The following is a 21,734-nucleotide window of genomic DNA, read 5'->3' on the forward strand; positions in this document are numbered from 1 at the left end:
CCTCGTTTGTTTTTTAAATAGTCCGCTATCCGAAAACGCGTCTCTTCCTGCGCTGCTTTATTCTTACGTTTCTTATTTGCCATACGCAAATATACACAATAAGAACTAAATTGTGTCCTTATTAATATCTCCCATCTGTCGTAAGTATGCAGCGTTAGAACTGGCATCATCAGTTACTCGTATCCCTACGTTAATGCAGTTTGAGAACACATAAAACAGGCTATGTATGATACATATAATAGCATGTCATCTTCTTATAACTATTGAACATACATTGTTTATCAATTTTGCAGGCTGAATAAAACGCTGGTTAATGTTAATATTAGCTGCGTTTATGAAAAATTGTTTTATAAACGGCAGTTTATGGTTTAGTGTACCCAATGGTGTACCGCCTATTTTGCAATGGGATAAAGTGTAGCATCAATACCAAAATAGGTGCAAAGCGCAATCAAATAAATGAGAAGATTTTAAATATCAGTAATTAACTTGCATTCCAACGCTTTATATTTATTTTTCCGGAATTAAACTTTCTGTTTGTTGGAACAAGATATACAAATACTGGATGGCCTTAAAGGCGATTATCCAAAACGCGCCAGGTATGAAAAAATACTCTATAAGCAATATTATTATTTTATTGACGAAGGCTCCAGGAAATACAATTTAAATAATGAAGACAGCTTCAGCGCCTACAGCGATTCCATACTTTCAGCTATACATAATATTGTAAATGAAAGGTTTGACGGCCGCTCATCGCTTAAAACCTACCTGTACCAGATTTTTTCCAATAAATGTATTGACCTGATCAGGAAAAACACGACCAATAAGCAGCAGGTGCATAAAACAATGCCTGTGGCCGATGCATTGAACCAGTTTCCCGACAGCACCAAAGGCATAATCGAAGGATTAATAACCAATGAATTAAGGGCAAGTATAAGAAAACAACTGGACGCAATAGGAGAAAAATGCAGGGAGCTTTTGCTGATGTTTGAAGATGGCTTAACAGATAAGGAAATTGCGGAAATCCTATCATATAATACCCCGGCAGTGGTAAAAACAACAAGGCTGAGATGCCTTGATAAGCTACGCGGAAAAATTTTTGGTTAATATTTCAAATCAGGTTGATGCTTCAGTTTTATTTAAAGCAGATACGCTAATAATGAAGAATATGTTGGAAACCCTGGAATATATTGAATCCTTTTTTCAACGGGCATTAAATGCCGGTGAAAAGCAGGCTTTTGAAAAAAGATGTGAAACCGACGATGCTTTTGCAAAAGAAGTGGCCTTTTATATTGCTACCCGTGAAGCTTTACGCGAAGATTTGCTGGCAAAGAAACAGCAGGAATGGAAAGCACTAACTACCGACGAAGAAAATACGTCCGTTATTGCAATGTATAAAAAGTCAAGCTTGAGCAGGTGGCTCATGTATGCAGCAGCGGCCTGTGTGTTATTAACAGTTTCTATGTTTTTGTTTGAAATGCAAAGCTCTCCAAAAAGGCTTGCCTCCCAATATATTAATAATATAGACTTAAGCCAAACCATGGATGCCTCCCACGACAGCCTGCAGCTTGGCATTGCAGCTTACAAGAATAGAGACTATTCCAAAGCATTGGGTTATTTTGAAGGCGTTGTAAAACAGGATACTGCTAACAGCGATGCTAAAAAGTATGCAGGCTTAGCTTATATGCAATTAAATGACTACGATAAAGCCCTTGAAGCATTTGATGCGCTGGCCAATATGAAAGGTCTTTATTATAATCCCGGGGATTTTTTAAAAGCCGTAGCCTTGTTAAAAAGAAATAAGGCCGGTGATGAAGCTACGGCCAAAACATTATTGCAGCAAGTGGTAAATGAAAACGAAAGCGAAAAAGAAACTGCGGAAGAATGGTTGAAGAAGTTTTAGGGAATATGATTTCTATTTGATCTGATTAGCTAACACCCAAAATATAAAATTATGGATCAGACTACCATTCAAACAATAATTCAAGGTGCCATACTTATTACAGTAATTTATATTGCTGCTAAAACTACCGGAGGTGGGGATAAGCCAAAGGATCCCCCGACTACAGATAATTAAGAAAGTACTCCATAAATCTATAGCAAGTAAAAAAAGCAATAAGCTTTAGCTTATGTATCATAATGCCATTTCCATATACAAGGGCTTTAGCTATTTAATTATCGTCATATCTTCTTTTGCTTTAAAAGCGTCAGCTCAATGTATTGAAAAAGATTTTTTAACGAAGACCTCAATAATAGATAAAAATACTACACTAACTGGTGCTGAAAAATTAGAGCAATTTTATTCCCTTAAAAATCTTTTTAATAGATGTAAATTCCAACCTGATTCTATTTATTCAGCCATACTTCTGAAAATTGATTATTATGAAGTTTACTGTAATAAAAACTTTGACATTGGCATTGCCATGGCTAATGAAGCTGTGAGAATAAATACAAATAATAAAGGAGGCTCAAAATATCTGACAACAAAAGCATATTATCACTTAGCGGCATATTATTATCAATTTTCATTATTTGATAAAGCGTTAAAATATTTTGACAGTACGATTATAACTGCAAATTCATTTCCTGATACCACCAACTATATTATACAATCAAGGCTATACAAAGCATATATTTATTTTCAGATCGGGGACTACCAGAAGGCAATAGAAGAAAGTACGTCCGGAATATACACTTCACTACAAAAAAAAGATTCCACACATTTTTTGGAACTCTTAACACAAAGAGCTCAATCTCTTTATTATGAAAACAATTTCAAGGACGCTTTTACAGACGTAAATACAATGATAAAAATAGCCGAAAAAAATAATGCTTTATATGAATTGGCATCAGCATTAAAAATAAAGGCTATAATTTTTCAGAAAAATCAACAATTTAAAGCCTCTGATTCATTATTTAAAAAAGCAATTGCCATAAGAATTAAAACAGGAGACTTTGAACAGGTTTCTCGAGATTATATTGACTATGGCAATTTTTATATAGATACTTTACATTATTTTGAACGGGCGAAGTTTTGTTATCTCCAAACCATAAACCATGCAAAAAAAATAAATGATTCTTCATTACTTGCAAAAGCAAATACAAACCTTGCAGAACTTTATTTAAGAAAAAAAGATTTCCTTTCGTCATTTAAATATATCCATAAGGCCTTTGCTTACTTAAATACTCTTGTTGATAATATTTATCAGAATCCTATGTCATCAGATTTATGTAAAACCGGAATTAATGAAACAATAATTGTTCTTATTAATAATAAAATAGAAGCGCTGTTAAACATCTTTATAACAAAAAAAGATAATAATGCATTAAAAGCATGCATGCAAACATGCTTTATTATGGATACGCTTATTAATAAAATGCGCAACGGGCAAACGGGTAATCAGAGCAAATTATATTGGAGAAACTATACTAAAGATTTTTATTCAAATGCAATCAGAGCCAGTTTTCTTGCCAATAACCCTGATGCAGCCTTTTATTTCATGGAAAAGAGCCGTGCTGTATTATTGAACGATAAATTAAATGAGCTCAATGCAGCTTCCTATCTTTCAAAAACCGATGCAGCCAAACAGGAAGATTATGAGATCAGGATCATTGAGCTGCAGCAGAAGATGTCAGTATTACCTGACACATCCAAACAATATCATGATCTTCAGCTAAGGTTGTTAAATACAAAGAACGATTATGAACAATTCATTAAATCGCTCGAACAAAAATACCCGGTATATTATCAATATAAATATGCAGATAATGTTCCAACTTTAAAAGCGCTTCAATTATACCTTACAAAAAATAATCAAAACTTTGTTCATTATTTTTTTGCTGATACAGCAACATATATTTTAGCAATAACTGCTAACAATACCAAATTCATTAAACTTACACAAAACGAATTCAATAAAGATGAGCTCACAGGTTTTATAAAATTATGTTCAGATAAAAAGGCGTTGAACAACAACTATCATTCCTTTGCTTTATTATCCAATTCTATTTATAAGAAGATATTTCAGCCTTTGCAATTGCCTGAAGGCAGGGTTGTAATTTGTACAGAAAATACGGTAATCCCTTTTGAAGCCTTATGCGCCGATAAAACCGGAAAACATTTTTTATTAAACGATTATAGTTTCAGTTACGCTTATGCTGCCGGTTTCTTAATGAAGCAATTCAATAACCCGCCGGCAAAAGGAAATTTTATCGGCTTTGCCCCTGTTTCTTTTAATAAAACCCTTGGCGTGGTTGATTTAAAAAATGCTGCAAGCGCTTTAAATGCATCTGCATCTTTTTATAACAACGATAAGCTTTTTACGTATTCCAATGCAAGCCGCCGTAACTTTTTTACTTATGCTCCCTCCTATTCAGTTGTGAGCATTTTCTCCCATGCTTATGCTGATACCACAGATAATGAGCCTGTGCTTTTCATGCAGGATTCTTTAATTCATTTATCAGAATTACAATCACTAAATAATCCTGCAACGAAACTTGTACTGTTAAGTGCCTGCCAGACCAACGTAGGCAAAAATGCAACGGGCGAAGGCATTTACAGCCTGGCAAGAGGATTTGCAAGCGCGGGCATACCTTCGGTTGCTGCAACCCTGTGGAAAGCGGATGAAGAAACCATTTATGCTATTTCAGAGAAATTCAACGAATATCTGGCAGAGGGGATGAATAAAGATGAGGCGTTGCAAAAAGCCAAATCAGATTTTATACAGGCCAACAGCAGTGAAAAAATGCTGCCTTATTATTGGGCCAATATGATACTGATTGGAAATGCGGATACAGTTAATTTAAATGTATCTTCCGGTAATAGTAATAACAAGTACCTGTGGCTAACAGCCATCATCATTATTATTTTACCTGCAGGATTTCTGTTCTTTAAAATGAAACACCGTTAGCATAATGTAGCAGTTTATTAATATCTTCCATATAAAATACATGCTTACCTTTGAACCGGTTTTACGACTAAAACAAAATATGTAAACAACTAATTAAAATCAAAAAAACGATTCTTATGGCAGACGAAACTACAAAAGCGGACGAAACCACGACTACAAATTCATCTACAGGCTCTGATGGATCTGATACTACAAAAAAACCTCGTCCAAAGCGTTTCTAATTTTTTAAAAAAAGACATTGGCTGTACCTGAACCAGTGTCTTTTTAATTTAGTAACCTGCCTTTTATTGTAACGTTCTTTCCAGCCGTTATTTAATTTATATTATTCAGGAAATCACGCTTTCTTTAATTTTGTGCTGATAAACTGATTTAAGCATAATTTATGGCCGGGCCGGCCTTCTCTCCTTCAGCAAAAGCGTGTGGTTTGAAGCAGGTACTATTGTTTACAATACAAATTTTTATTTGCTTATTCTTTAATGCAAACCTGTTTGCGCAATGCGTAAACAGTAAGCAATTGTATAGCGAAACTCTGCTTATAAACAAAAACAATAAGCTTTCCGATGTTGCCAAGCTCAAATCGTTCAGAAAACTAAAAAAGGATGCAGAAGCCTGTGGTATGACCAATGACTCTGCCTATGCGTTGTTATTGCTGAAGACCGGCAGTTATGAATCGTATGTTAATAACAATACCGATGAGGCCATTGAATTAACAGGCAGGGCGCTGCATATTAACAACCATAGCCTGAAAAGCTCAACCAGCCTGGCAATAAATGGATATTTCAATCTTGCAACATATTATCAAACACTTGCTATAAACAATAAGGCTTTAAGTTATTATGATTCTGTTTTGCTGACGGTAAAGAATATAAATGATTCAAATAATTATGCGCTCGATTCCCGGTATTTCAAAAGCAGCCTATATTTTTTGCAGGGAGATTATCAACAGGCGGTTGAAGAAAGCATCCTGGGAATGAATCTTGCCATTTCGATGAAAGATTCTGTGAGCTATTTATACTTTCTGAACCGAAAAGCGCAATCGCTTTGTTTTGAAAATTATCCTGAACAGGCGTTGGAGAATGTATATCCTGCAATTGAATTAGCAAAGAATCAAAAAAATAAAGTAGAATTAGCAACAGCGTACAAAACCCTGGGCTTCATATTTGAAAAACGGCAGTTATCCGACTCGGCCAAATATTATTATCAAATGGCTGTTAAAACCAGGCTTCAAACCAATTTGTATAAGGCTATTGCAAGTGATTACAACGACCTGGGAAATTTTTATCTTAACAGCCTTGCAAATTATAAACAGGCAGAATATTGCTACCGGCAAACTTTAATCTATGCCGGTAAAATGCAGGATGCAGTGGCAAAGTCTCTGAAAATTGCTTTAACCAATATGAACCTTGGCGTTAATTTTTTCCATCAAAAAAAACTATCCGAAGCCACCCATGCTTACCTCGCCTGCTTTAAAAACCTAAATATAAACCTGGAAAACATTAAAAAAAATCCCTCGGCAGGCAAGCTGAGCAGCGTTGCCAATAAAGACTTAATAATACCCCTGCTGCAAGATAAGGTTGATGTGTTACTTGCTCTTTATAAAAAAACAGGCGATAAAACTTATTTAAGCGCATGCATACAAACATCGCTTGTAATGGATTCGGTTATCACGCAAATAAGGCATGAAGAAACAGGTGAAGATAGTAAGTTATACTGGCGCAATAAAACCCACGGATTCTTTACTGCTGCTTTAGAAGCATGCTACCTTGCCGGTGATTATAACAGAGCCTTTTATTTTATGGAAAAAAGCCGGGCTGTGCTGTTAACGGATAAGCTGAATGAAATTGGCGCCGCAGCGCACCTGCCCGCATTTGAAACAGAAAAGCAAAGAAATTATGAAGACAGGTTAATAAGGCTCGAACAAAAGTTGCTTATATTAAACAATGCCTCCGGTCAGTATCAAAAGTTACAAATCCAGTACCTGTCGGCAAAAGCAGATTTTGAACGATATATAGATTCGCTTGAAGTTAGTTACCCGGTTTATTATCAATATAAATATGCAGATAAAATACCTGAATTAAAATATCTGCAACTGTACGTACAAAAACATAAACAAAGCTTTATAGATTATTATACTGACGATTCTACAACCTATATTCTTGCTGTTGCGCCAACTGATATAAAGTTTATCCGCCTGGCAGGAAAAGAGCCCGGCAAAAATAATCTTAAACAATTTTTGCAGTTATGTTCTGATAAGAAGGCGCTAAACAACAATTATAGCAATTATACAAGGTTATCCTATTCAATTTATAAAACAATATTTCAGCCATTGCAGCTGCCAAAAGGCTGCATTATTATTTGTACAGATAATATAGTAATTCCCTTTGAAGCGCTTTGCACAGATATGAATGGGCAACATTTTTTACTGAACGATTATAGTTTCAGCTACGTTTATTCTGCAAGGTTTTTAATGAATAAATTTATGAATATGCAGCCAAAGGGAAGTTTTATTGGTTTTGCACCGGTTTCATTTAATGAAAGCTTAAACCTGCCCAAACTACATAATGCTGCAGCAGCTTTAAATGCGTCTGCAGGCTATTACCAAAACACTAAATTATTTTCGGGCATACATGCCAGCAGAAAGAACTTTTTCAATTATATTTCTTCTTATTCCATCGTAAATATCTTCTCACATGCTTCTGCCGACACAACGGATAATGAGCCTTTGCTTTTTATGCAGGATTCTGTTATTCGTTTGTCAGAATTACAGCGCCTGAGCAACCCTGCAACACAGTTGGTTTTATTAAGCGCCTGCGAAACCAATATTGGCAGGGCTGCAACAGGCGAAGGCATTTACAGCCTGGCAAGGGGGTTTTCAGCAGCCGGCATTCCTTCTGTAGCCGCCACCTTGTGGAAAGCCGACGAAGAAGCCATTTATACCATTTCAAAAAAATTCAACCAGTATTTATCTGAAGGCATGGACAAAGATGAAGCGCTGCAGAAAGCCAAATTATATTTTATTCAACACAGTAGCAAAGAAAAGCTGCTGCCCTATTACTGGGCCAATATGATACTGATAGGCAACACAGATGTTGTTACCCTTCAGCTTCCCTCTCATAACCACTGGTGGTGGATCGTTATTGCAGGCGTTGCGCTAATTTCTTTCCTGCTTTTTTATAAGCGGAAGAAACCCGAACAAAAAAAGAGCTGAGAAATTTCAGCCCTTTTCTTATAAATTCAAACAAGATCAATTTTATATTTCCAGCAACGCTTTGATGGGGTCTTTTGGATACAGCAGCAATTCAGGGTTTTCCAGTAACTCTTTTACGCGTACCAAAAAGCTTACACTTTCCCTTCCGTCAATTATGCGGTGATCATAACTTAAAGCCACATACATCATTGGCCTTATAACCACCTGGCCGCTTACGGCCATGGGCCTTTCCTGAATTTTATGCATGCCGAGAATAGCGCTTTGCGGGAGATTAATGATAGGCGTGCTCATTAAACTGCCAAATACACCGCCGTTGGTAATGGTAAAAGTTCCACCCTGCAAATCTTCTGCAGTTAGTTTGCTGTCCCTCGCCTTACCGGCAAGCTCAATCACCTTCTTTTCAATCTCAGCCATGCCCAGGCTTTCCACGTTACGGATAACAGGAACCGTTAAACCACGCGGCGTACTTACGGCAATGCTGATATCGGCATAATCATGATATACCAGTTCATCTCCGTCAATATAAGCATTTACAGCAGGCCACTCGTTTAATGCAACAGAGCAAGCCTTCGCAAAAAAGCTCATAAAGCCAAGGTTAACGCCATGCGCTTTGTTGAATGCATCCTTATATTGTTTGCGCACTTCCATAATGCGTGTCATATCCACTTCATTAAAAGTGGTGAGCATAGCCGTTGTATTTTTTGATTCCACCAAACGGCGACTGATGGTTTTGCGCAGATTGCTCATGCGTTCCCTGCGTTCGTTGCGGCTGTTTAATTCCTGGCCCTTGAAAGGTTGTTTTGCAGGATGGGCTAAAGCTTCCAGCACATCATGCTTTACTATCCTGCCGTTGCTGCCGGTAGGTTTTATATCTGAAGGATTTACTTTTTTATCTGCGATAATGGCCGATGCAACAGGCGTTGCTTTTACGTCAGTTACAGGTTGCTGAACTGCAATTGTAGGCTGCTGGTTGCCGGTTTCAGGTTTCAGGTTTTCTGCTGATTGCTGATTGCTGGCTGCTGACTGCTTTACCGGCACCGCCACATCAGTATTAATCGTTGCCACCACATCGCCAATTTTAACTACATCGCCTTCTTTGGCTACCTGTGTTAATTGCCCGGCTTCTTCCGCGTTTAATTCAAATGTTGCTTTCTCGCTTTCCATCTCGGCGATCACTGCATCCCGTTCAACAATATCGCCGGTATTTTTTACCCATTTTAATAAGGTTACTTCGCTGATAGATTCACCTACAGTTGGAACTTTTAACTCAATAATGCCTTTGCCTGCAGGCTTTGTTTCGGTGGCAGGTTGCTGGTTACTGTTTACAGGTTCGCCGGCTGGCCCGGGTTTTGGCTGTGATTCTTCAGTTTGCTCAATAACCTGCGGGCGTTTTAAACCACTGCTTGACGATGCACCGGCTTCAGGCGCTTTTGCTTTTTCATCAATATTCGCAAGCACTGCGCCTATATTTAATGTATCGCCTTCTTTGGCAATTAATTTTATAACGCCGCTTTGTTCGGCATTAACTTCAAAGGTTGCTTTTTCGCTTTCAAGCTCTGCAATTACATCATCACGGTCAACATATTCGCCGTCTTTCTTCAACCATTTCAATAATGTTACTTCGCTAATGGACTCTCCTACTGCCGGAACTTTTATTTCAATCATAACTATGAATTCTTAATTCTTGTTTTAATTAACGCTATTAGTGCTTTTGCATTTTCTAAATATTGCGGTAACTTTTCTTCATTTATAAAAGGATAATCTTCATAATCAACTTCAAAACGTTTTGCCTGCAACATATCAAAAAACTCGCCCTGTTCTTTACTCACATTCCCGGTGTATATAAACTCTTTATGAAATAAAGATTTTACCCCCTGATGTGTTTTTGGATTCAATTTTTTTTTGGTAAGCCATGCACTTACTGCATAAAAAACAGCATAATAAATTTTGCTAAGTGAATCTGCAAAAAAATTATTATTAAAAAGTAATTCTGCCGCTTCCAGGCTTTGTTGAGCTTTTTCCAATTTATAATCAATATAATCATCTTCTGTTTTCATAGTCTTATGCCGTCTTCCTGTATGCTGTTATATATATCAGTTACAGCATAATCTTCCTCCCAAACTTTTTTGTTATGATACAAAGTAAAAACAACATCAAAGGTTTTATATTCTATTTCTTCAGCTATATTCCTTCTTATCTTATCTTTTATATTGCTGCGTTCTTCCAACTCGCTCAGTATTAAAAAATCCCAATCACTTTCTTCATGCCAGTCTCCTCTTGCACGGCTGCCAAATAAAATAACTTCTGCATCTTTATCGTACCTGCCAACAATTTCTTTAACCTTGCCTGCAACAAAGCTGTTTTTAATTTCCCCCATAGAAACCTGATTATAAGAAGCGTTAAGAATCATTAGCTTTTTTTGCTGCGTAAAGATATATTGTATGAGTGAGTAACACAACCGTAATGCCGTACTTACAGCTGCCGGCAACACAAATTTATTTTAAATACCAAACGCCGTATCAATAATTTGTGCCTGCTCCTGTGCATGCACTTTTGCATAACCGCTGGCGGTTGATGCGCTGGCACTCCTGCTGATAACGCCGTAATTGATATTTTTCAGATTCATTTGAAGGAATGACGCGGCGCCCATATTCAACGGCTCTTCCTGCACCCAAAACCATACGGCTTTATTATATTTTTTATAGAGATCGCTGACTTGTTTTACCGGCAATGGATATACCTGCTCGAGGCGTATCAGGGCAACATCGTTACGGTTATCTTTCTGCTTTTTTTCTGCCAGTTCAAAATATAGTTTGCCCGTGCAGAACAGTACTTTTTTAATTTGAGATGGGTCGCTTACGGTTGGGTCGTCAATGGTTTCTCTGAAACCGCCTTGTGTAAATTCACTTATATTGCTGTAGCTGCCCGGGTAACGCAAATATGCCTTGGGCGAGAAATTAATTAACGGCTTGCGGAAATTCCAGGCTAACTGGCGGCGCAATGCATGAAAGAAGTTGGCTGCTGTGGTAATGTTGGTTATTACAAGGTTTAATTGTGCGCACAATTGCAAAAACCTTTCCATGCGGGCGCTGCTGTGCTCAGGGCCCTGGCCTTCATAACCATGCGGTAACAGCATTACAATGCCATTCATGCGATTCCATTTCTGTTCGCCGCCGGCAATAAACTGGTCAATCATGGTTTGAGCGCCGTTGCTGAAATCGCCAAACTGCGCTTCCCATAAAACCAGTGCATTTGGATTGGCCATGGCATAACCATATTCAAATCCCAAAACACCATATTCGCTTAACAAGGAATTATAAATAAAAAATTTCTTTTGGTCTTCGGTGAAATGATTCAGGCGGTTGTAAGACTCGTCTGTATTTTCATCACGCAACACGGCATGGCGGTGGCTGAATGTGCCGCGGCAAACATCCTGCCCGCTCATGCGAACAATTTTACCTTCCGTTAATAAAGACGCATACGCTAACAATTCGCCGGTTGCCCAGTCAATTTTTTTATCAGCTTCAAATAATTTCACTTTATCGAGCAATAATTTTTCAACCTTTTTTAAGGGGTGAAAATCAGCAGGCCATTTCATCAAACCGTCAAACAAAAGCTTTACCTGCTCTTCGCCGATGGCTGTAACCGGCGATGCAGCAAAATCTTCCGGCGTGGCTTTCGTTAAGCTTCGCCACCATGCTTCCGGCTGCTGGTAAGTATAAGGTAAAGGATGCTGCTTCACTTCATCCAAACGTTCCTGCAGGTCGCTCCAGAATTTTTTCTCCATTTGAGAAGCTAATTCCTGCGCATCCGGTTCGCCATGCACTTTTAAATAACTGGTATAAACTTCACGCGGGTTTGGATGGCCGTCAATCAGTTTATACAAATGCGGCTGCGTATATTTAGGGTCATCGCCCTCGTTATGGCCATGGCGGCGATAGCAAACCATATCAATAAAAATATCCTGGTTAAATTCCTGGCGGTAACGGGTGGCTATCTCAACGCATTTAACTACAGCTTCCGGGTCATCGCCATTCACATGAAAAACCGGGGCCTGTATAGCGCCTGCCAGAGAAGTACAATAATCAGAGCTTCTTGCATCGTCAAAATCTGTGGTAAACCCGATCTGGTTGTTTATAACAAAATGAATGGTGCCACCGGTATAATAACCTTTCAGGTCGCTCATTTGAATTACTTCATATACAATTCCCTGGCCCGCAACAGAAGCATCCCCGTGAATCAAGATGGGAAGTATTTTATCATACTCGCTGTTATATAATATATCTGCCTTTGCCCTGGAAAAACCTACCACAACGGGATCTACAGCTTCCAGGTGCGAAGGATTTGGCATTAATTTCAGGTGTATTTTTTTACCATTCCTCGTTTCCACTTCGCTGCCATAACCCATGTGGTATTTTACGTCGCCGCTGCCCATTGTTTGGTCCAGCTTGGCCGTGCCTTCAAATTCGCTGAATATCTGTTCATAAGTTTTACCTAAAATATTGGCCAGCACATTCAGTCTCCCGCGATGTGCCATGCCTATCACCACTTCTTCAACGCCATGCTCTGCGCCAATCTGGATCATGGTATCAAGGGCCGGGATGGTAGTTTCACCGCCTTCTAATGAAAACCGCTTCTGCCCCACATATTTGGTATGCAGGAATTTTTCAAACATTACGCCCTGGTTCAGTTTTTCAAGTATCCATTTTTTGGTTTCGATGGGAAGAGGATTGGTAAATTTTCTTTCCACTTCATTCGTTAGCCAGTCAATCTGTTTCTGATCGCTGATATACTTGAATTCAATGCCCACATGCGAAGCATAACAGGCTTTAAGATGGTTGAAAATATTGCGCAAGGTTGTTCCGCCCAAACCAACAAGGTTACCCGCTTCAAAAGTTTTATCCAGGTCAGCTTCGCCCAAACCAAAAAAAGAAAGATCGAGGTTGGCGCCACGGTCTTTACGTTTTCGGATAGGGTTGGTATCAGCCAGTAAATGACCTTTATTCCTATATCCAAGAATAAGCCTATAGACACGGATTTCTTTCATCCAATCCGTCTTGGCATCAGGGTTGGAAGTTAGGGTTTCAGACGTTTTTACCGGCACTATAACTTCTGCACCATTCGTATGCTTGCCGTTTGTATTACTATTTGAAACGGCAAAATCAAATCCTTCAAAAAATTTTTTCATTTCAGGGTCCACACTGTTGGGATCCTTTACAAAATCCTGGTATAAATGCTCTATATATGCCGGATGCGAGCTTGTTATGTATGAAAAATCCTTCATGGAGGCAATTTATCTCGTTTTTAAAATGAGAGTGCAAATATCGTTCATTTTAAGGCGAGATTGGTGAAGTTATTTTTGTAAATAACAGGTTAAAAAAAGCCGAAAAGCTTATTTTTCCACAGTTTTGATATTTTTTGAAAAGAAATTCCGCAGGTAAAACTTGCAAATAAACCATTTGATTCCCTTACCTTTGCCGTCCGAAAAAATTATTATGGCAAATCATAAAGCTACCAAGAAAGATGTGCGCCAGGCAGCAAAGCGCAGGGAACGGAATAAATATTATGGCAAAACTACCCGCAATGCCATTCGCGATTTAAAGGCTTCTGCTGATGAGAAAACTTATGGCGAATCACTTCCTTCTGTTATTTCTATGATTGACAAGCTTGCAAAAAGAGGCGTTATTCATAAAAATAAAGCCAGCAACCTTAAAAGTAAATTGTCTAAAAAGGCAAAAGCTACGGCTTAAACATATTTCGTTGTTGAATGTTGTGAAATTCCTTTCGCATTGCGGAGGGAATTTTTATTTGAGGTTATCAGGCAACTACAATTATCATTTAAATTGTTCTTGCAAAAAAAATTCCTATGAAGGAAAGCTTGTCAGGCTGCCGGAAGAAAGGGTAGGTCTTATAGAAGAATTTTGTTGAAAAAGATTGGCGGCGGCCTGACAGAAATAAAAACAAAACCTTCTTTAAAACAAAAAAATGATCTCTAAAAAAAGCCAATCGCCTGATTGAATCTCTGCAAACCATAATGCGGTAATGTTTATCCAACCCTTAACTTTAACTCATGCAAAAAATTTTTCTTCTGTTCATATTTTTAATAACGGCTGCCATAGCATTTCCGCAAAACTTTATCACTGCTTTCGAAAAATCAGATGGCAAACAAACCGCCACTTATTTTGAGTGCATTGACTATTATAAACAACTCGCAAAAGCTTACCCGGTAATAAAGATGATAGCCGGCGATACAACCGATGCGGGTTACCCGCTGCATATTGTTTTATTTTCTGCCGATAAAGATTTTAATGCTGCAAACTGGCATAAACAACATAAAGTTGTGGTATTGGTTAATAACGGCATTCACCCCGGCGAGCCGGATGGCATTGATGCAAGCATGATGTTTTTAAGAAACCTGGCGCAGGGAAAACTGAAAGCGCCTAACAATGTAGTGTTTGCTGTAATTCCTGTGTATAATATTGGCGGAAGCTTGAACAGGAATAGTTTTTCGAGAGTGAATCAAAATGGGCCGGAGAGCTATGGCTTTCGCGGCAATGCAGAAAATCTTGATTTGAACAGGGATTTTATTAAAGCCGATTCTAAAAATGCTTTTGCATTTGAAAAAATATTTCAACAGCTCAATCCTGATATTTTTATTGATAACCATGTAAGCGATGGCGCCGATTACCAGCATACGATAACCATGCTTACCACACAGCATAACAAGCTTGGTAAAGAGACAGGAAATTTTTTGCATGATGTTTTTGAGCCCGCTTTATATAAAGGCATGCAGGAAAAAAACTGGGATATGTGCCCTTATGTGAATTTTGAAGAAAGCAGCCTGAAGAATGGCTGGGATGCTTTTTACGATGCGCCAAGATACAGCACCGGTTATGCCGCTTTATTTGAAACAATAGCTTTTATGCCCGAAACACACATGCTGAAACCTTACAAAGGCCGTGTAGAAAGCACATACAGTTTTATGCAAACCGTACTGGAAGAAGCATCAAAATTTTCGAATGATATTCTTACAAAAAGGGCTGCTTCCATTAATGCTATCAAACAACAAAAAGATTTTCCGTTAAGCTGGAAAACAGATTCATCAAAGTTTGATAAGATTAATTTTAAAGGTTATGATACAGCAATGACGATAAGTGATGTTACCGGCTTGCCGCGCTATTTCTACGATCATTTAAAACCTTTTGAAAAAGAAATACTATTCTATGATTATTTCACGCCATCAGTAACGGTGCAAAAGCCGGAAGCCTACATCATTCCGCAAGGATGGCACGATGTAATTGAGCGGCTAAAGCTCAATAATGTTATTATGCACCAGTTTAAAAATGATACCACAGTTAGCGTTGAATATTATAAAGTGGATGATTATAAAGCCATGCCAAAAGCTTATGAAAAACATCACCGCAATGATGATATTCAGTTAAGCACACTTGCTGATTCTATTCATTTTTTAAAAGGCGATTATATAATTTATACAGGCCAAAATACTGACAGGTATATTGTTGAAACTTTAGAACCTTTAGGCGATGATAGTTTTTTTGCATGGAATTTTTTTGATGCCATTCTTCAACGCAAAGAATTTTACAGCGATTACCGGTGGGAAGATATTGCGGCAGCTTATTTAAAACAACACCCGGAAGTGCGCAGCCAGCTGGAAGAGAAAAAGAAAAGCAATGCCGCTTTTGCAGCCTCCGCCCGGCAACAATTGTATTTTGTTTATACGCATTCACCTTACAGTGAACCGGCCTATATGAGAATCCCGGTGTTCAGGGTTATTGGCAAATGACACGCCGTCAAACATGCATTATCCGCTCACAGTTTACAACTCAAAATTCACCTGGAATACAATAGCGTGCAGTATCTCACCGCTTGCTTGCAATCAGCAAATTCAAATCGGTAAACTTTAAATCAAAGCGCTGGCTGATATATAAATCGGTAAGATGCCCACGGTACATATACACGCCATTACGAAGGTTAAAATTGTGCCACATCATTTCCTCAATACCTCCGGCATCGCAGGCATCTAATAACAAAGGCATGAGCACATTGCTGATGGCATGGCTGGCCGTACGCGCATAACCACTTGGAATATTCGGTACGCAATAATGTATCACACCATGCTTTACAAAGGTTGGATGCTGATGCGTTGTAATTTCACTGGTTTCAAAACAGCCGCCGCGGTCAATGCTCACATCAATAATAACGCTGCCGTTACGCATTCTTTCCACCATTTCTTCGGTAACCACAATCGGGCTTCTGCCGCCGTGGTTGGTTAATGCGCCAACCGCCACATCACAGGTTTTTAATTGTTTGGCAAGAATGCGCGGCTCCATAACGCTTGTCCAAACGCGCATGCCGAGATTATTCTGCAGCCGTTTTAAACGGTAAACGTTGTTATCAAAAACCTTAACAGACGCACCCATGGCCAGCGCCGTGCGTGTAGCAAATTCTCCCACCACACCGGCGCCGATAATAATAACTTTTGTGGGGGGGATGCCGCTAATGCCACCCAATAAAACACCTCTGCCCTTTTCGCGGGTGCCAAGGTATTGGCCGGCGATCAGCATAGCAGCGCTGCCGGCAATTTCACTCATACACCGAACAATAGGAAAAGTGCCGCTATCATCTTTCAGGTTTTCAAAGCCTAATGCAGTGATCTTTCTCTCCATCATTTTTTCAACCAATTCCTTCTTTAACATGGAAAGATGAATAGGCGAAATAATAGTTTGATTTAACTGGAGATGAGGAAGGTCTTCTTCCATTACAGGCGCACTCTTTATAAGAATCGGCGCTTTATAAACATCTTTCTTTTTTAATGCTATTTCAGCGCCGGCCTCACTAAAATCGCGGTCGGAGTAATTACTGCCTTCTCCTGCCTTCGTTTCCACAATTACCTGATGGCCATTGCTCACCAGCACATTAATGGCTTCGGGAATAAGCGCCACGCGGTTTTCCTGCATCACTGTTTCCTTGGGAAGACCAATGGTTAGCCTGGCACTTTGTGGTTTAATATCCAGGGTTTCTTCCTGTGTTTCAAAGCTAAAACCGCCGCTGATGATTGGCTTTGTGGTTGCCATGCTTTAATTAATTGGGGCTATAAAAATAATATAAGTTAAATTAGTTTTTACTCAATTACAAGCTTTCGTGTATTATTATCAATAAAATTCAGTGCAATATGCAAACTTTCTTCGGGCAAAAGCCCCGGAAATTTTTCGGGCCATTCTACAAAACAATAATTACCGCTCTCTATACAGTCTTCGCAGCCCGCCTGTACAGCTTCCGTTTCATCTTTTATGCGATACCCGTCAATATGATAAATTGCTCCGGCAACAGGACTGGTATATTCATTTATGATGGCAAATGTAGGGCTGCTCACCGCATCCTTCACCTGCAATACATCACATAAGGCATGAATAAGCGTGGTTTTACCGCTGCCCATTTCGGCATAAAACGCCCATATTTTTTTTGAACTGAATGCATGCCAAAGTTGCCGGGCAACAGTTTTTATTTCTGATATGTTGTAGGTTAATTCTTTCAATGTTCTTTTATTAGTTCAAAAGTTCACACGTTCACTTGTTCACAAGTTTATCCCTAATTCCCAATTACAAATTCCTAATTCCACAACATATCAACTAATCAACCCTTCAACTTATCACCCAATCAACTTCCCTTTAGCTTTTCATTCTCCTTATGCCTCGTTGCATCGCGTATGTTTTTCTTTTCAAAATTCTTTTGCAGGGCTTCTGTTAAGTCAACACCGGTTTGGTTGGCGAGGCAAAGCAACACCCAAAGCACATCGGCCATCTCATCACTTAATGATTTGTTTTTGTCTGATTCCTTAAAAGATTGTTCACCATAAGTGCGTACCATTAACCTCGACAGCTCTCCCACTTCTTCCATTAAAATACCGAGATTGGTAAGCTCATTGAAATAGCGTACGCCGGTGGTTTTAATCCATTCATCAACATTTTGCTGCGCTTGTTGTATGGTCATGTCAGTTGAATTAAGTTATGGAAACGGGCGCAAAAGTAAACTTATAATTACGTATTAAGAGCGGTTTGTCTTTTCCTTTGCTCTATACTTTTTAAGCTTGCTTGTACGGTTTTGAATGATGAGTAAAACGATCAGCCCAACTACACCGAACGAACAATCTATAAGTATATGAAAGAAAGGAATACCGCGCATGCTGCCGCAAATAAAAGCCAATGGAATGATGCAAATACAAGTTATGATAGCCCAGTCAATGATCCAGCGGTTGCGCACGGGATGCTGGTACACGCCGATGAATAAAACGGCAATCATAATGTGTGCAAATGCCAGCCAGTCGAAACCATAGAAAAGAAAAGGATATTCTTTTTTTGTGTTTTCTACACCATTTAAAACCTTTGCCAGCCAAAGTTGTATGGTTGAACCATCTTCAAAAATATTGGCATCAACTGCCAGTTTCAATTCTGTTTGAATTGGGAATACGGTTACGCCGCTTAACACAAGCACAATGATGAAAAGCACTGTTAGTATGCGTATATGGGTAAAGAGTTTCGTCATGACAATAATCTTTTTTTAATTTGGGTTAGCAACATTAATACAATTATAAGTATTCAAAACAAATGTGCAATATGCAATATTTTGTTTGCATATTTATTTTTCACTGCTGCCTTATTGCCGCAGGTTTGCTGCTGAATAATGTATCAATTACTGAATAGCTGCGGGATGGAAGTGGATACCCCGCTGAAGGCTTTGTGCGGCTGCATTTGTGGCGGAGTAGTAACGGACAGCCCGGACTACAGCTTCATGCCTGCGCTGCAGCCCACAGCCCAAATGCTTAACTTATACCAACAAAAAATCCCGCCGGGAAACGTTGACGGGACCTTTTGTATTTCATTACCTTTTGAAGAGATGGTAGAATTATTTTACTTCTACATCAGCGCCTGCCTCTTTCAGCTTAGCTGCAATTTCTTCTGCTTCAGCTTTAGCAACGCCTTCTTTTACAGGTTTCGGAGCGCCGTCAACTAAATCTTTGGCTTCTTTCAGGCCAAGGCCAGTTAAGTCTTTCACGATTTTTACAACCTGTAATTTGTTAGCGCCGCCGCCTTTCAGAATTACATCAAAAGCTGTTTTTTCTTCAGCAGCAGGAGCAGCAGCACCGCCTGCAGCAGGACCAGCTACAGCTACAGCAGCAGCCGCGGGTTCAATGCCGTACTCTTCTTTAAGAATTTTTGCTAATTCATTTACCTCTTTTACGGTGAGGTTAACCAGTTGTTCTGCAAATGCTTTTAAATCTGCCATGGTTTCAAATTTTTGCCGCCTTCATTGCCTGTGCTCCGGCGGTAGTTATTAAAAAAACTTGTGTGTTATCCCTTCAGGCAGGGGATAATATGTTAGCCCATCCTAAATCCTTCCCGAAGGGAAGGATTTGTTAGAACGTGCTTACTTAATGTTGTTTATATTATTCAACCTCTTACAAAGCCCATCCTTTGGAGGGGTTTGGGGAGGCCGTTAACTCGCTCTTTCTTCCAGCGCCTTTACCAGGCTTGCCAGCTTGCCGCCTGCATTCAGGCCGCTGATAACATTCTTGGCAGGTGACTGTAACAGGCCAATGATTTCCCCGATAAGATCGTTCTTGCTTTTGAGCGTTTTTAATGTTTCAAGCTGATCATTGCCTACAAAAACATCGCTGTCAATATAAGCTGCTTTCAAAACAGGTTTTTCTGTTTTGCTGTCGCTGCGGAAAGAACTGATGATCAATGCCGGTTCTTTCGGGTTTTCGCTGAACATTAAAGCAGTAACGCCGTTCAGGCTTTCAAACATGCCGGAATATCTTTCCGAATCAATGCTTTCAAGCGCTTTTTTAATCAATGTGTTTTTAGCCACTTTCATTTCAACATTTTTGTTGAAACATATACGGCGCAGTTTACCGATCTGGTCAACTGTTAATGCTTCTGTGTTGGTAACATAGAAGTTATTATATTGATTGAATTTCTCTTTCAGCGCTTCAATCACTTCGTTTTTTTGATCCTTAGTCATAAGAATATTTTTTATGCCTTCTTACTCCTTCCCTTTGGGAAGGCCGGGATGGGCTTTAGTGAACAGATTTTGTGTCAACAGTAATGCCCGGGCTCATGGAGCTGGCAACGCTTACGCCTTTGAGGTAAATGCCTTTGGCTGTTGTTGGTTTTAATTTGATGATGGTATTGATCAATTCCTGGCCATTGGCCGCTAATTTTTCAGGCGTGAAAGATACGCGGCCGATAGAAGCATGCACAATACCGGCTTTATCAACCTTGAAAGCGATTTTACCGCCTTTTACTTCGTTTACTGCAGCAGCCACATCGTTGGTAACGGTACCGGTTTTAGGGTTCGGCATTAAGTTGCGCGGGCCTAAAATTTTACCCAGTTTACCAATTTTGGGCATTACAGACGGCGTGGCGATGATGACATCAACATCCGTCCAGCCACCTTCAATTTTCTGAACAAATTCATCCAGGCCTACAAAATCGGCGCCTGCACCTTTTGCAGCTTCTTCTTTATCAGCCGGGCATAATACCAATACTTTTTTTGTTTTACCGGTACCATGCGGTAAGCTAACGGTACCGCGCACCTGCTGATCGGCCTTTTTAGGGTCAACGCCCAGGCGTATATGCAGGTCAACAGAAGCATCAAATTTCGCCGTGTTCACTTCTTTTACCAGCGCAGATGCATCTTTTAAATTATATAATTTGTTTTTGTCAACTTTTGACTCAACTGCTTTTCTCTTTTTTGAAAGCTTTGCCATTTTAATTCTTTTAAAGTTTTTTAATACCCATTAATATTCCCCCTTTAGGGGATAGGGGCGGGGCTTAATTGTTCCAGGGCGCTGTGCCTTCCACATTTAAACCCAGGCTGCGGGCAGTACCGGCAACCATTTTCATTGCGCTCTCAACCGTAAAGCAATTGAGGTCGGGCATTTTGTCTTTGGCAATAGCCTCAACCTGAGCCCAGGTTACTTTACCAACCTTATTACGGTTGCTTTCTTTGGAACCTTTCTGAATTTTGGCAGCTTCCATTAACTGAACTGAAGCGGGAGGAGTTTTGATAACGAAGTCGAAAGACTTATCCGTATAAACAGTAATTAAAACAGGAAGCACTTTTCCTATTTTATCCTGTGTGCGGGCATTGAACTGTTTGCAGAATTCCATGATGTTCACACCCTTGGAGCCAAGCGCAGGACCTACGGGAGGCGCCGGATTTGCCTGACCGCCTTTTACCTGCAGCTTTACAAAGCCGGAGATTTCTTTAGCCATTTTTATAAATTTTATTGGTTCAAACGTCTCCTGAAATTTTATCAGGACGACTCCCAAGTTTATCCCCGAAAGCTTTCGGGAAAATATTCTAAAAGAACTTTTGGGGCGGCAAAGGTAGGAGAAAGTTGTGGAATAAGTGCAAGCGTAGGCAGAAAGTTTGTGAAGGTATAGAAAAAAGTCTGGAGACCCGTCAGTTGCCCAGGGCAAACGCATCTAAAAATTTTCTTTAAAGACAGTTTTAGCAAGAAAGTCATCATTGAGGGCAGATAGCAGCCTTTTCTTTTTAATGCTTGTTTTTTTGCTGGCATTATTCTTCAGCAG

At 39.4% G+C, this 21,734-nt stretch carries 18 protein-coding genes; 6 read left to right on the forward strand and 12 right to left on the reverse strand.

Features of this window, described 5'->3' with window-relative positions; translation table 11 throughout:
- Window positions 1–537: 537 nt before the first annotated feature.
- From QM629_RS02330 to QM629_RS02345, 4 genes are all read left to right on the forward strand, one after another.
- Window positions 538–1,104 carry an RNA polymerase sigma factor gene (locus QM629_RS02330; protein WP_415156786.1) on the forward strand — a complete coding sequence of 189 codons (567 nt, stop codon included), beginning with the start codon at window positions 538–540 and terminating at the stop codon, window positions 1,102–1,104.
- A 52-nt stretch (window positions 1,105–1,156) separates the two neighbouring features.
- Complete coding sequence (locus tag QM629_RS02335; RefSeq protein ID WP_415156788.1) at window positions 1,157–1,900, forward strand: tetratricopeptide repeat protein; 744 nt, start codon at window positions 1,157–1,159, stop codon at window positions 1,898–1,900.
- 226 nt (window positions 1,901–2,126) lie between these two features.
- The gene (locus QM629_RS02340; protein ID WP_415156790.1) at window positions 2,127–4,907 is read left to right on the forward strand and encodes a CHAT domain-containing protein; all 2,781 of its coding nucleotides are present in this window, start codon (window positions 2,127–2,129) and stop codon (window positions 4,905–4,907) included.
- A gap of 514 nt (window positions 4,908–5,421) precedes the next feature.
- Window positions 5,422–8,115 (forward strand): CHAT domain-containing protein, encoded by a 2,694-nt coding sequence (locus QM629_RS02345; RefSeq protein ID WP_415156792.1) that lies wholly within the window; start codon window positions 5,422–5,424, stop codon window positions 8,113–8,115.
- A gap of 42 nt (window positions 8,116–8,157) precedes the next feature.
- On the opposite strand, the gene odhB is transcribed toward QM629_RS02345, so the two are convergent.
- The 4 genes from odhB to QM629_RS02365 all read right to left on the reverse strand — a co-directional run bounded on the left by odhB (window position 8,158) and on the right by QM629_RS02365 (window position 13,399).
- Window positions 8,158–9,780 carry a 2-oxoglutarate dehydrogenase complex dihydrolipoyllysine-residue succinyltransferase gene (odhB, locus tag QM629_RS02350; RefSeq protein ID WP_415156794.1) on the reverse strand — a complete coding sequence of 541 codons (1,623 nt, stop codon included), beginning with the start codon at window positions 9,778–9,780 and terminating at the stop codon, window positions 8,158–8,160.
- 2 nt (window positions 9,781–9,782) lie between these two features.
- Window positions 9,783–10,172 (reverse strand): HEPN domain-containing protein, encoded by a 390-nt coding sequence (locus QM629_RS02355; protein ID WP_415156796.1) that lies wholly within the window; start codon window positions 10,170–10,172, stop codon window positions 9,783–9,785.
- Window positions 10,169–10,492, reverse strand: a complete 324-nt coding sequence (locus QM629_RS02360; RefSeq protein WP_415156798.1) for a nucleotidyltransferase domain-containing protein — start codon at window positions 10,490–10,492, stop codon at window positions 10,169–10,171. Before QM629_RS02360 ends, QM629_RS02355 begins: the two co-directional genes overlap by 4 nt.
- Before the next feature lie 123 nt (window positions 10,493–10,615).
- Window positions 10,616–13,399, reverse strand: coding sequence for a 2-oxoglutarate dehydrogenase E1 component (locus QM629_RS02365; RefSeq protein ID WP_415156800.1), 2,784 nt, complete (start codon window positions 13,397–13,399; stop codon window positions 10,616–10,618).
- 211 nt (window positions 13,400–13,610) lie between these two features.
- Between QM629_RS02365 and rpsT the strand changes: the two genes are divergently transcribed.
- Both rpsT and QM629_RS02375 read left to right on the forward strand, forming a co-directional pair.
- Window positions 13,611–13,865, forward strand: coding sequence for a 30S ribosomal protein S20 (gene rpsT, locus QM629_RS02370; RefSeq protein ID WP_415156802.1), 255 nt, complete (start codon window positions 13,611–13,613; stop codon window positions 13,863–13,865).
- Between the two features lie 320 nt (window positions 13,866–14,185).
- Window positions 14,186–15,919 (forward strand): M14 family metallopeptidase, encoded by a 1,734-nt coding sequence (locus tag QM629_RS02375; protein WP_415156804.1) that lies wholly within the window; start codon window positions 14,186–14,188, stop codon window positions 15,917–15,919.
- 76 nt (window positions 15,920–15,995) lie between these two features.
- On the opposite strand, the gene QM629_RS02380 is transcribed toward QM629_RS02375, so the two are convergent.
- From QM629_RS02380 to rplK, 8 genes are all read right to left on the reverse strand, one after another.
- The gene (locus QM629_RS02380; RefSeq protein WP_415156806.1) at window positions 15,996–17,210 is read right to left on the reverse strand and encodes an alanine dehydrogenase; all 1,215 of its coding nucleotides are present in this window, start codon (window positions 17,208–17,210) and stop codon (window positions 15,996–15,998) included.
- A 47-nt stretch (window positions 17,211–17,257) separates the two neighbouring features.
- The gene (tsaE, locus tag QM629_RS02385) at window positions 17,258–17,671 is read right to left on the reverse strand and encodes a tRNA (adenosine(37)-N6)-threonylcarbamoyltransferase complex ATPase subunit type 1 TsaE (RefSeq protein ID WP_415156808.1); all 414 of its coding nucleotides are present in this window, start codon (window positions 17,669–17,671) and stop codon (window positions 17,258–17,260) included.
- Between the two features lie 122 nt (window positions 17,672–17,793).
- Entirely contained in the window at window positions 17,794–18,126 is a 333-nt protein-coding gene (locus QM629_RS02390; RefSeq protein ID WP_415156810.1) for a nucleotide pyrophosphohydrolase, read from the reverse strand.
- 54 nt (window positions 18,127–18,180) lie between these two features.
- On the reverse strand, window positions 18,181–18,678 hold the full coding sequence (locus QM629_RS02395) for a hypothetical protein (protein ID WP_415156812.1): 498 nt from the start codon (window positions 18,676–18,678) through the stop codon (window positions 18,181–18,183).
- Between the two features lie 360 nt (window positions 18,679–19,038).
- Window positions 19,039–19,419, reverse strand: coding sequence for a 50S ribosomal protein L7/L12 (gene rplL, locus QM629_RS02400; protein WP_415156814.1), 381 nt, complete (start codon window positions 19,417–19,419; stop codon window positions 19,039–19,041).
- 210 nt (window positions 19,420–19,629) lie between these two features.
- Complete coding sequence (gene rplJ / locus QM629_RS02405; RefSeq protein WP_415156816.1) at window positions 19,630–20,157, reverse strand: 50S ribosomal protein L10; 528 nt, start codon at window positions 20,155–20,157, stop codon at window positions 19,630–19,632.
- A 55-nt stretch (window positions 20,158–20,212) separates the two neighbouring features.
- Entirely contained in the window at window positions 20,213–20,905 is a 693-nt protein-coding gene (rplA, locus tag QM629_RS02410) for a 50S ribosomal protein L1 (protein WP_415156818.1), read from the reverse strand.
- Window positions 20,906–20,969: 64 nt separating this feature from the next.
- A complete protein-coding gene (rplK, locus tag QM629_RS02415; protein WP_415156820.1) occupies window positions 20,970–21,413 on the reverse strand; it encodes a 50S ribosomal protein L11 in 444 nt (147 codons plus the stop codon).
- Between the last annotated feature and the right edge of the window lie 321 nt (window positions 21,414–21,734).

This window comes from Parafilimonas sp. (genome assembly GCF_047606085.1).
GTDB lineage: Bacteria > Bacteroidota > Bacteroidia > Chitinophagales > Chitinophagaceae > Parafilimonas.

What these genes read in the sequence shown, in the direction of transcription:
- QM629_RS02395 (WP_415156812.1), bottom strand. Translation starts at nt 18,678, where the DNA reads ATGACGAAACTCTTTACCCATATACGCATACTAACAGTGCTTTTCATC.
- QM629_RS02340 (WP_415156790.1), top strand. Translation starts at nt 2,127, where the DNA reads ATGTATCATAATGCCATTTCCATATACAAGGGCTTTAGCTATTTAATT.
- rplJ (WP_415156816.1), bottom strand. Translation starts at nt 20,157, where the DNA reads ATGACTAAGGATCAAAAAAACGAAGTGATTGAAGCGCTGAAAGAGAAA.
- QM629_RS02390 (WP_415156810.1), bottom strand. Translation starts at nt 18,126, where the DNA reads ATGACCATACAACAAGCGCAGCAAAATGTTGATGAATGGATTAAAACC.
- rplK (WP_415156820.1), bottom strand. Translation starts at nt 21,413, where the DNA reads ATGGCTAAAGAAATCTCCGGCTTTGTAAAGCTGCAGGTAAAAGGCGGT.
- rplA (WP_415156818.1), bottom strand. Translation starts at nt 20,905, where the DNA reads ATGGCAAAGCTTTCAAAAAAGAGAAAAGCAGTTGAGTCAAAAGTTGAC.
- QM629_RS02375 (WP_415156804.1), top strand. Translation starts at nt 14,186, where the DNA reads ATGCAAAAAATTTTTCTTCTGTTCATATTTTTAATAACGGCTGCCATA.
- odhB (WP_415156794.1), bottom strand. Translation starts at nt 9,780, where the DNA reads ATGATTGAAATAAAAGTTCCGGCAGTAGGAGAGTCCATTAGCGAAGTA.
- rpsT (WP_415156802.1), top strand. Translation starts at nt 13,611, where the DNA reads ATGGCAAATCATAAAGCTACCAAGAAAGATGTGCGCCAGGCAGCAAAG.
- QM629_RS02380 (WP_415156806.1), bottom strand. Translation starts at nt 17,210, where the DNA reads ATGGCAACCACAAAGCCAATCATCAGCGGCGGTTTTAGCTTTGAAACA.
- QM629_RS02335 (WP_415156788.1), top strand. Translation starts at nt 1,157, where the DNA reads ATGAAGAATATGTTGGAAACCCTGGAATATATTGAATCCTTTTTTCAA.
- QM629_RS02355 (WP_415156796.1), bottom strand. Translation starts at nt 10,172, where the DNA reads ATGAAAACAGAAGATGATTATATTGATTATAAATTGGAAAAAGCTCAA.
- QM629_RS02360 (WP_415156798.1), bottom strand. Translation starts at nt 10,492, where the DNA reads ATGGGGGAAATTAAAAACAGCTTTGTTGCAGGCAAGGTTAAAGAAATT.
- rplL (WP_415156814.1), bottom strand. Translation starts at nt 19,419, where the DNA reads ATGGCAGATTTAAAAGCATTTGCAGAACAACTGGTTAACCTCACCGTA.
- QM629_RS02365 (WP_415156800.1), bottom strand. Translation starts at nt 13,399, where the DNA reads ATGAAGGATTTTTCATACATAACAAGCTCGCATCCGGCATATATAGAG.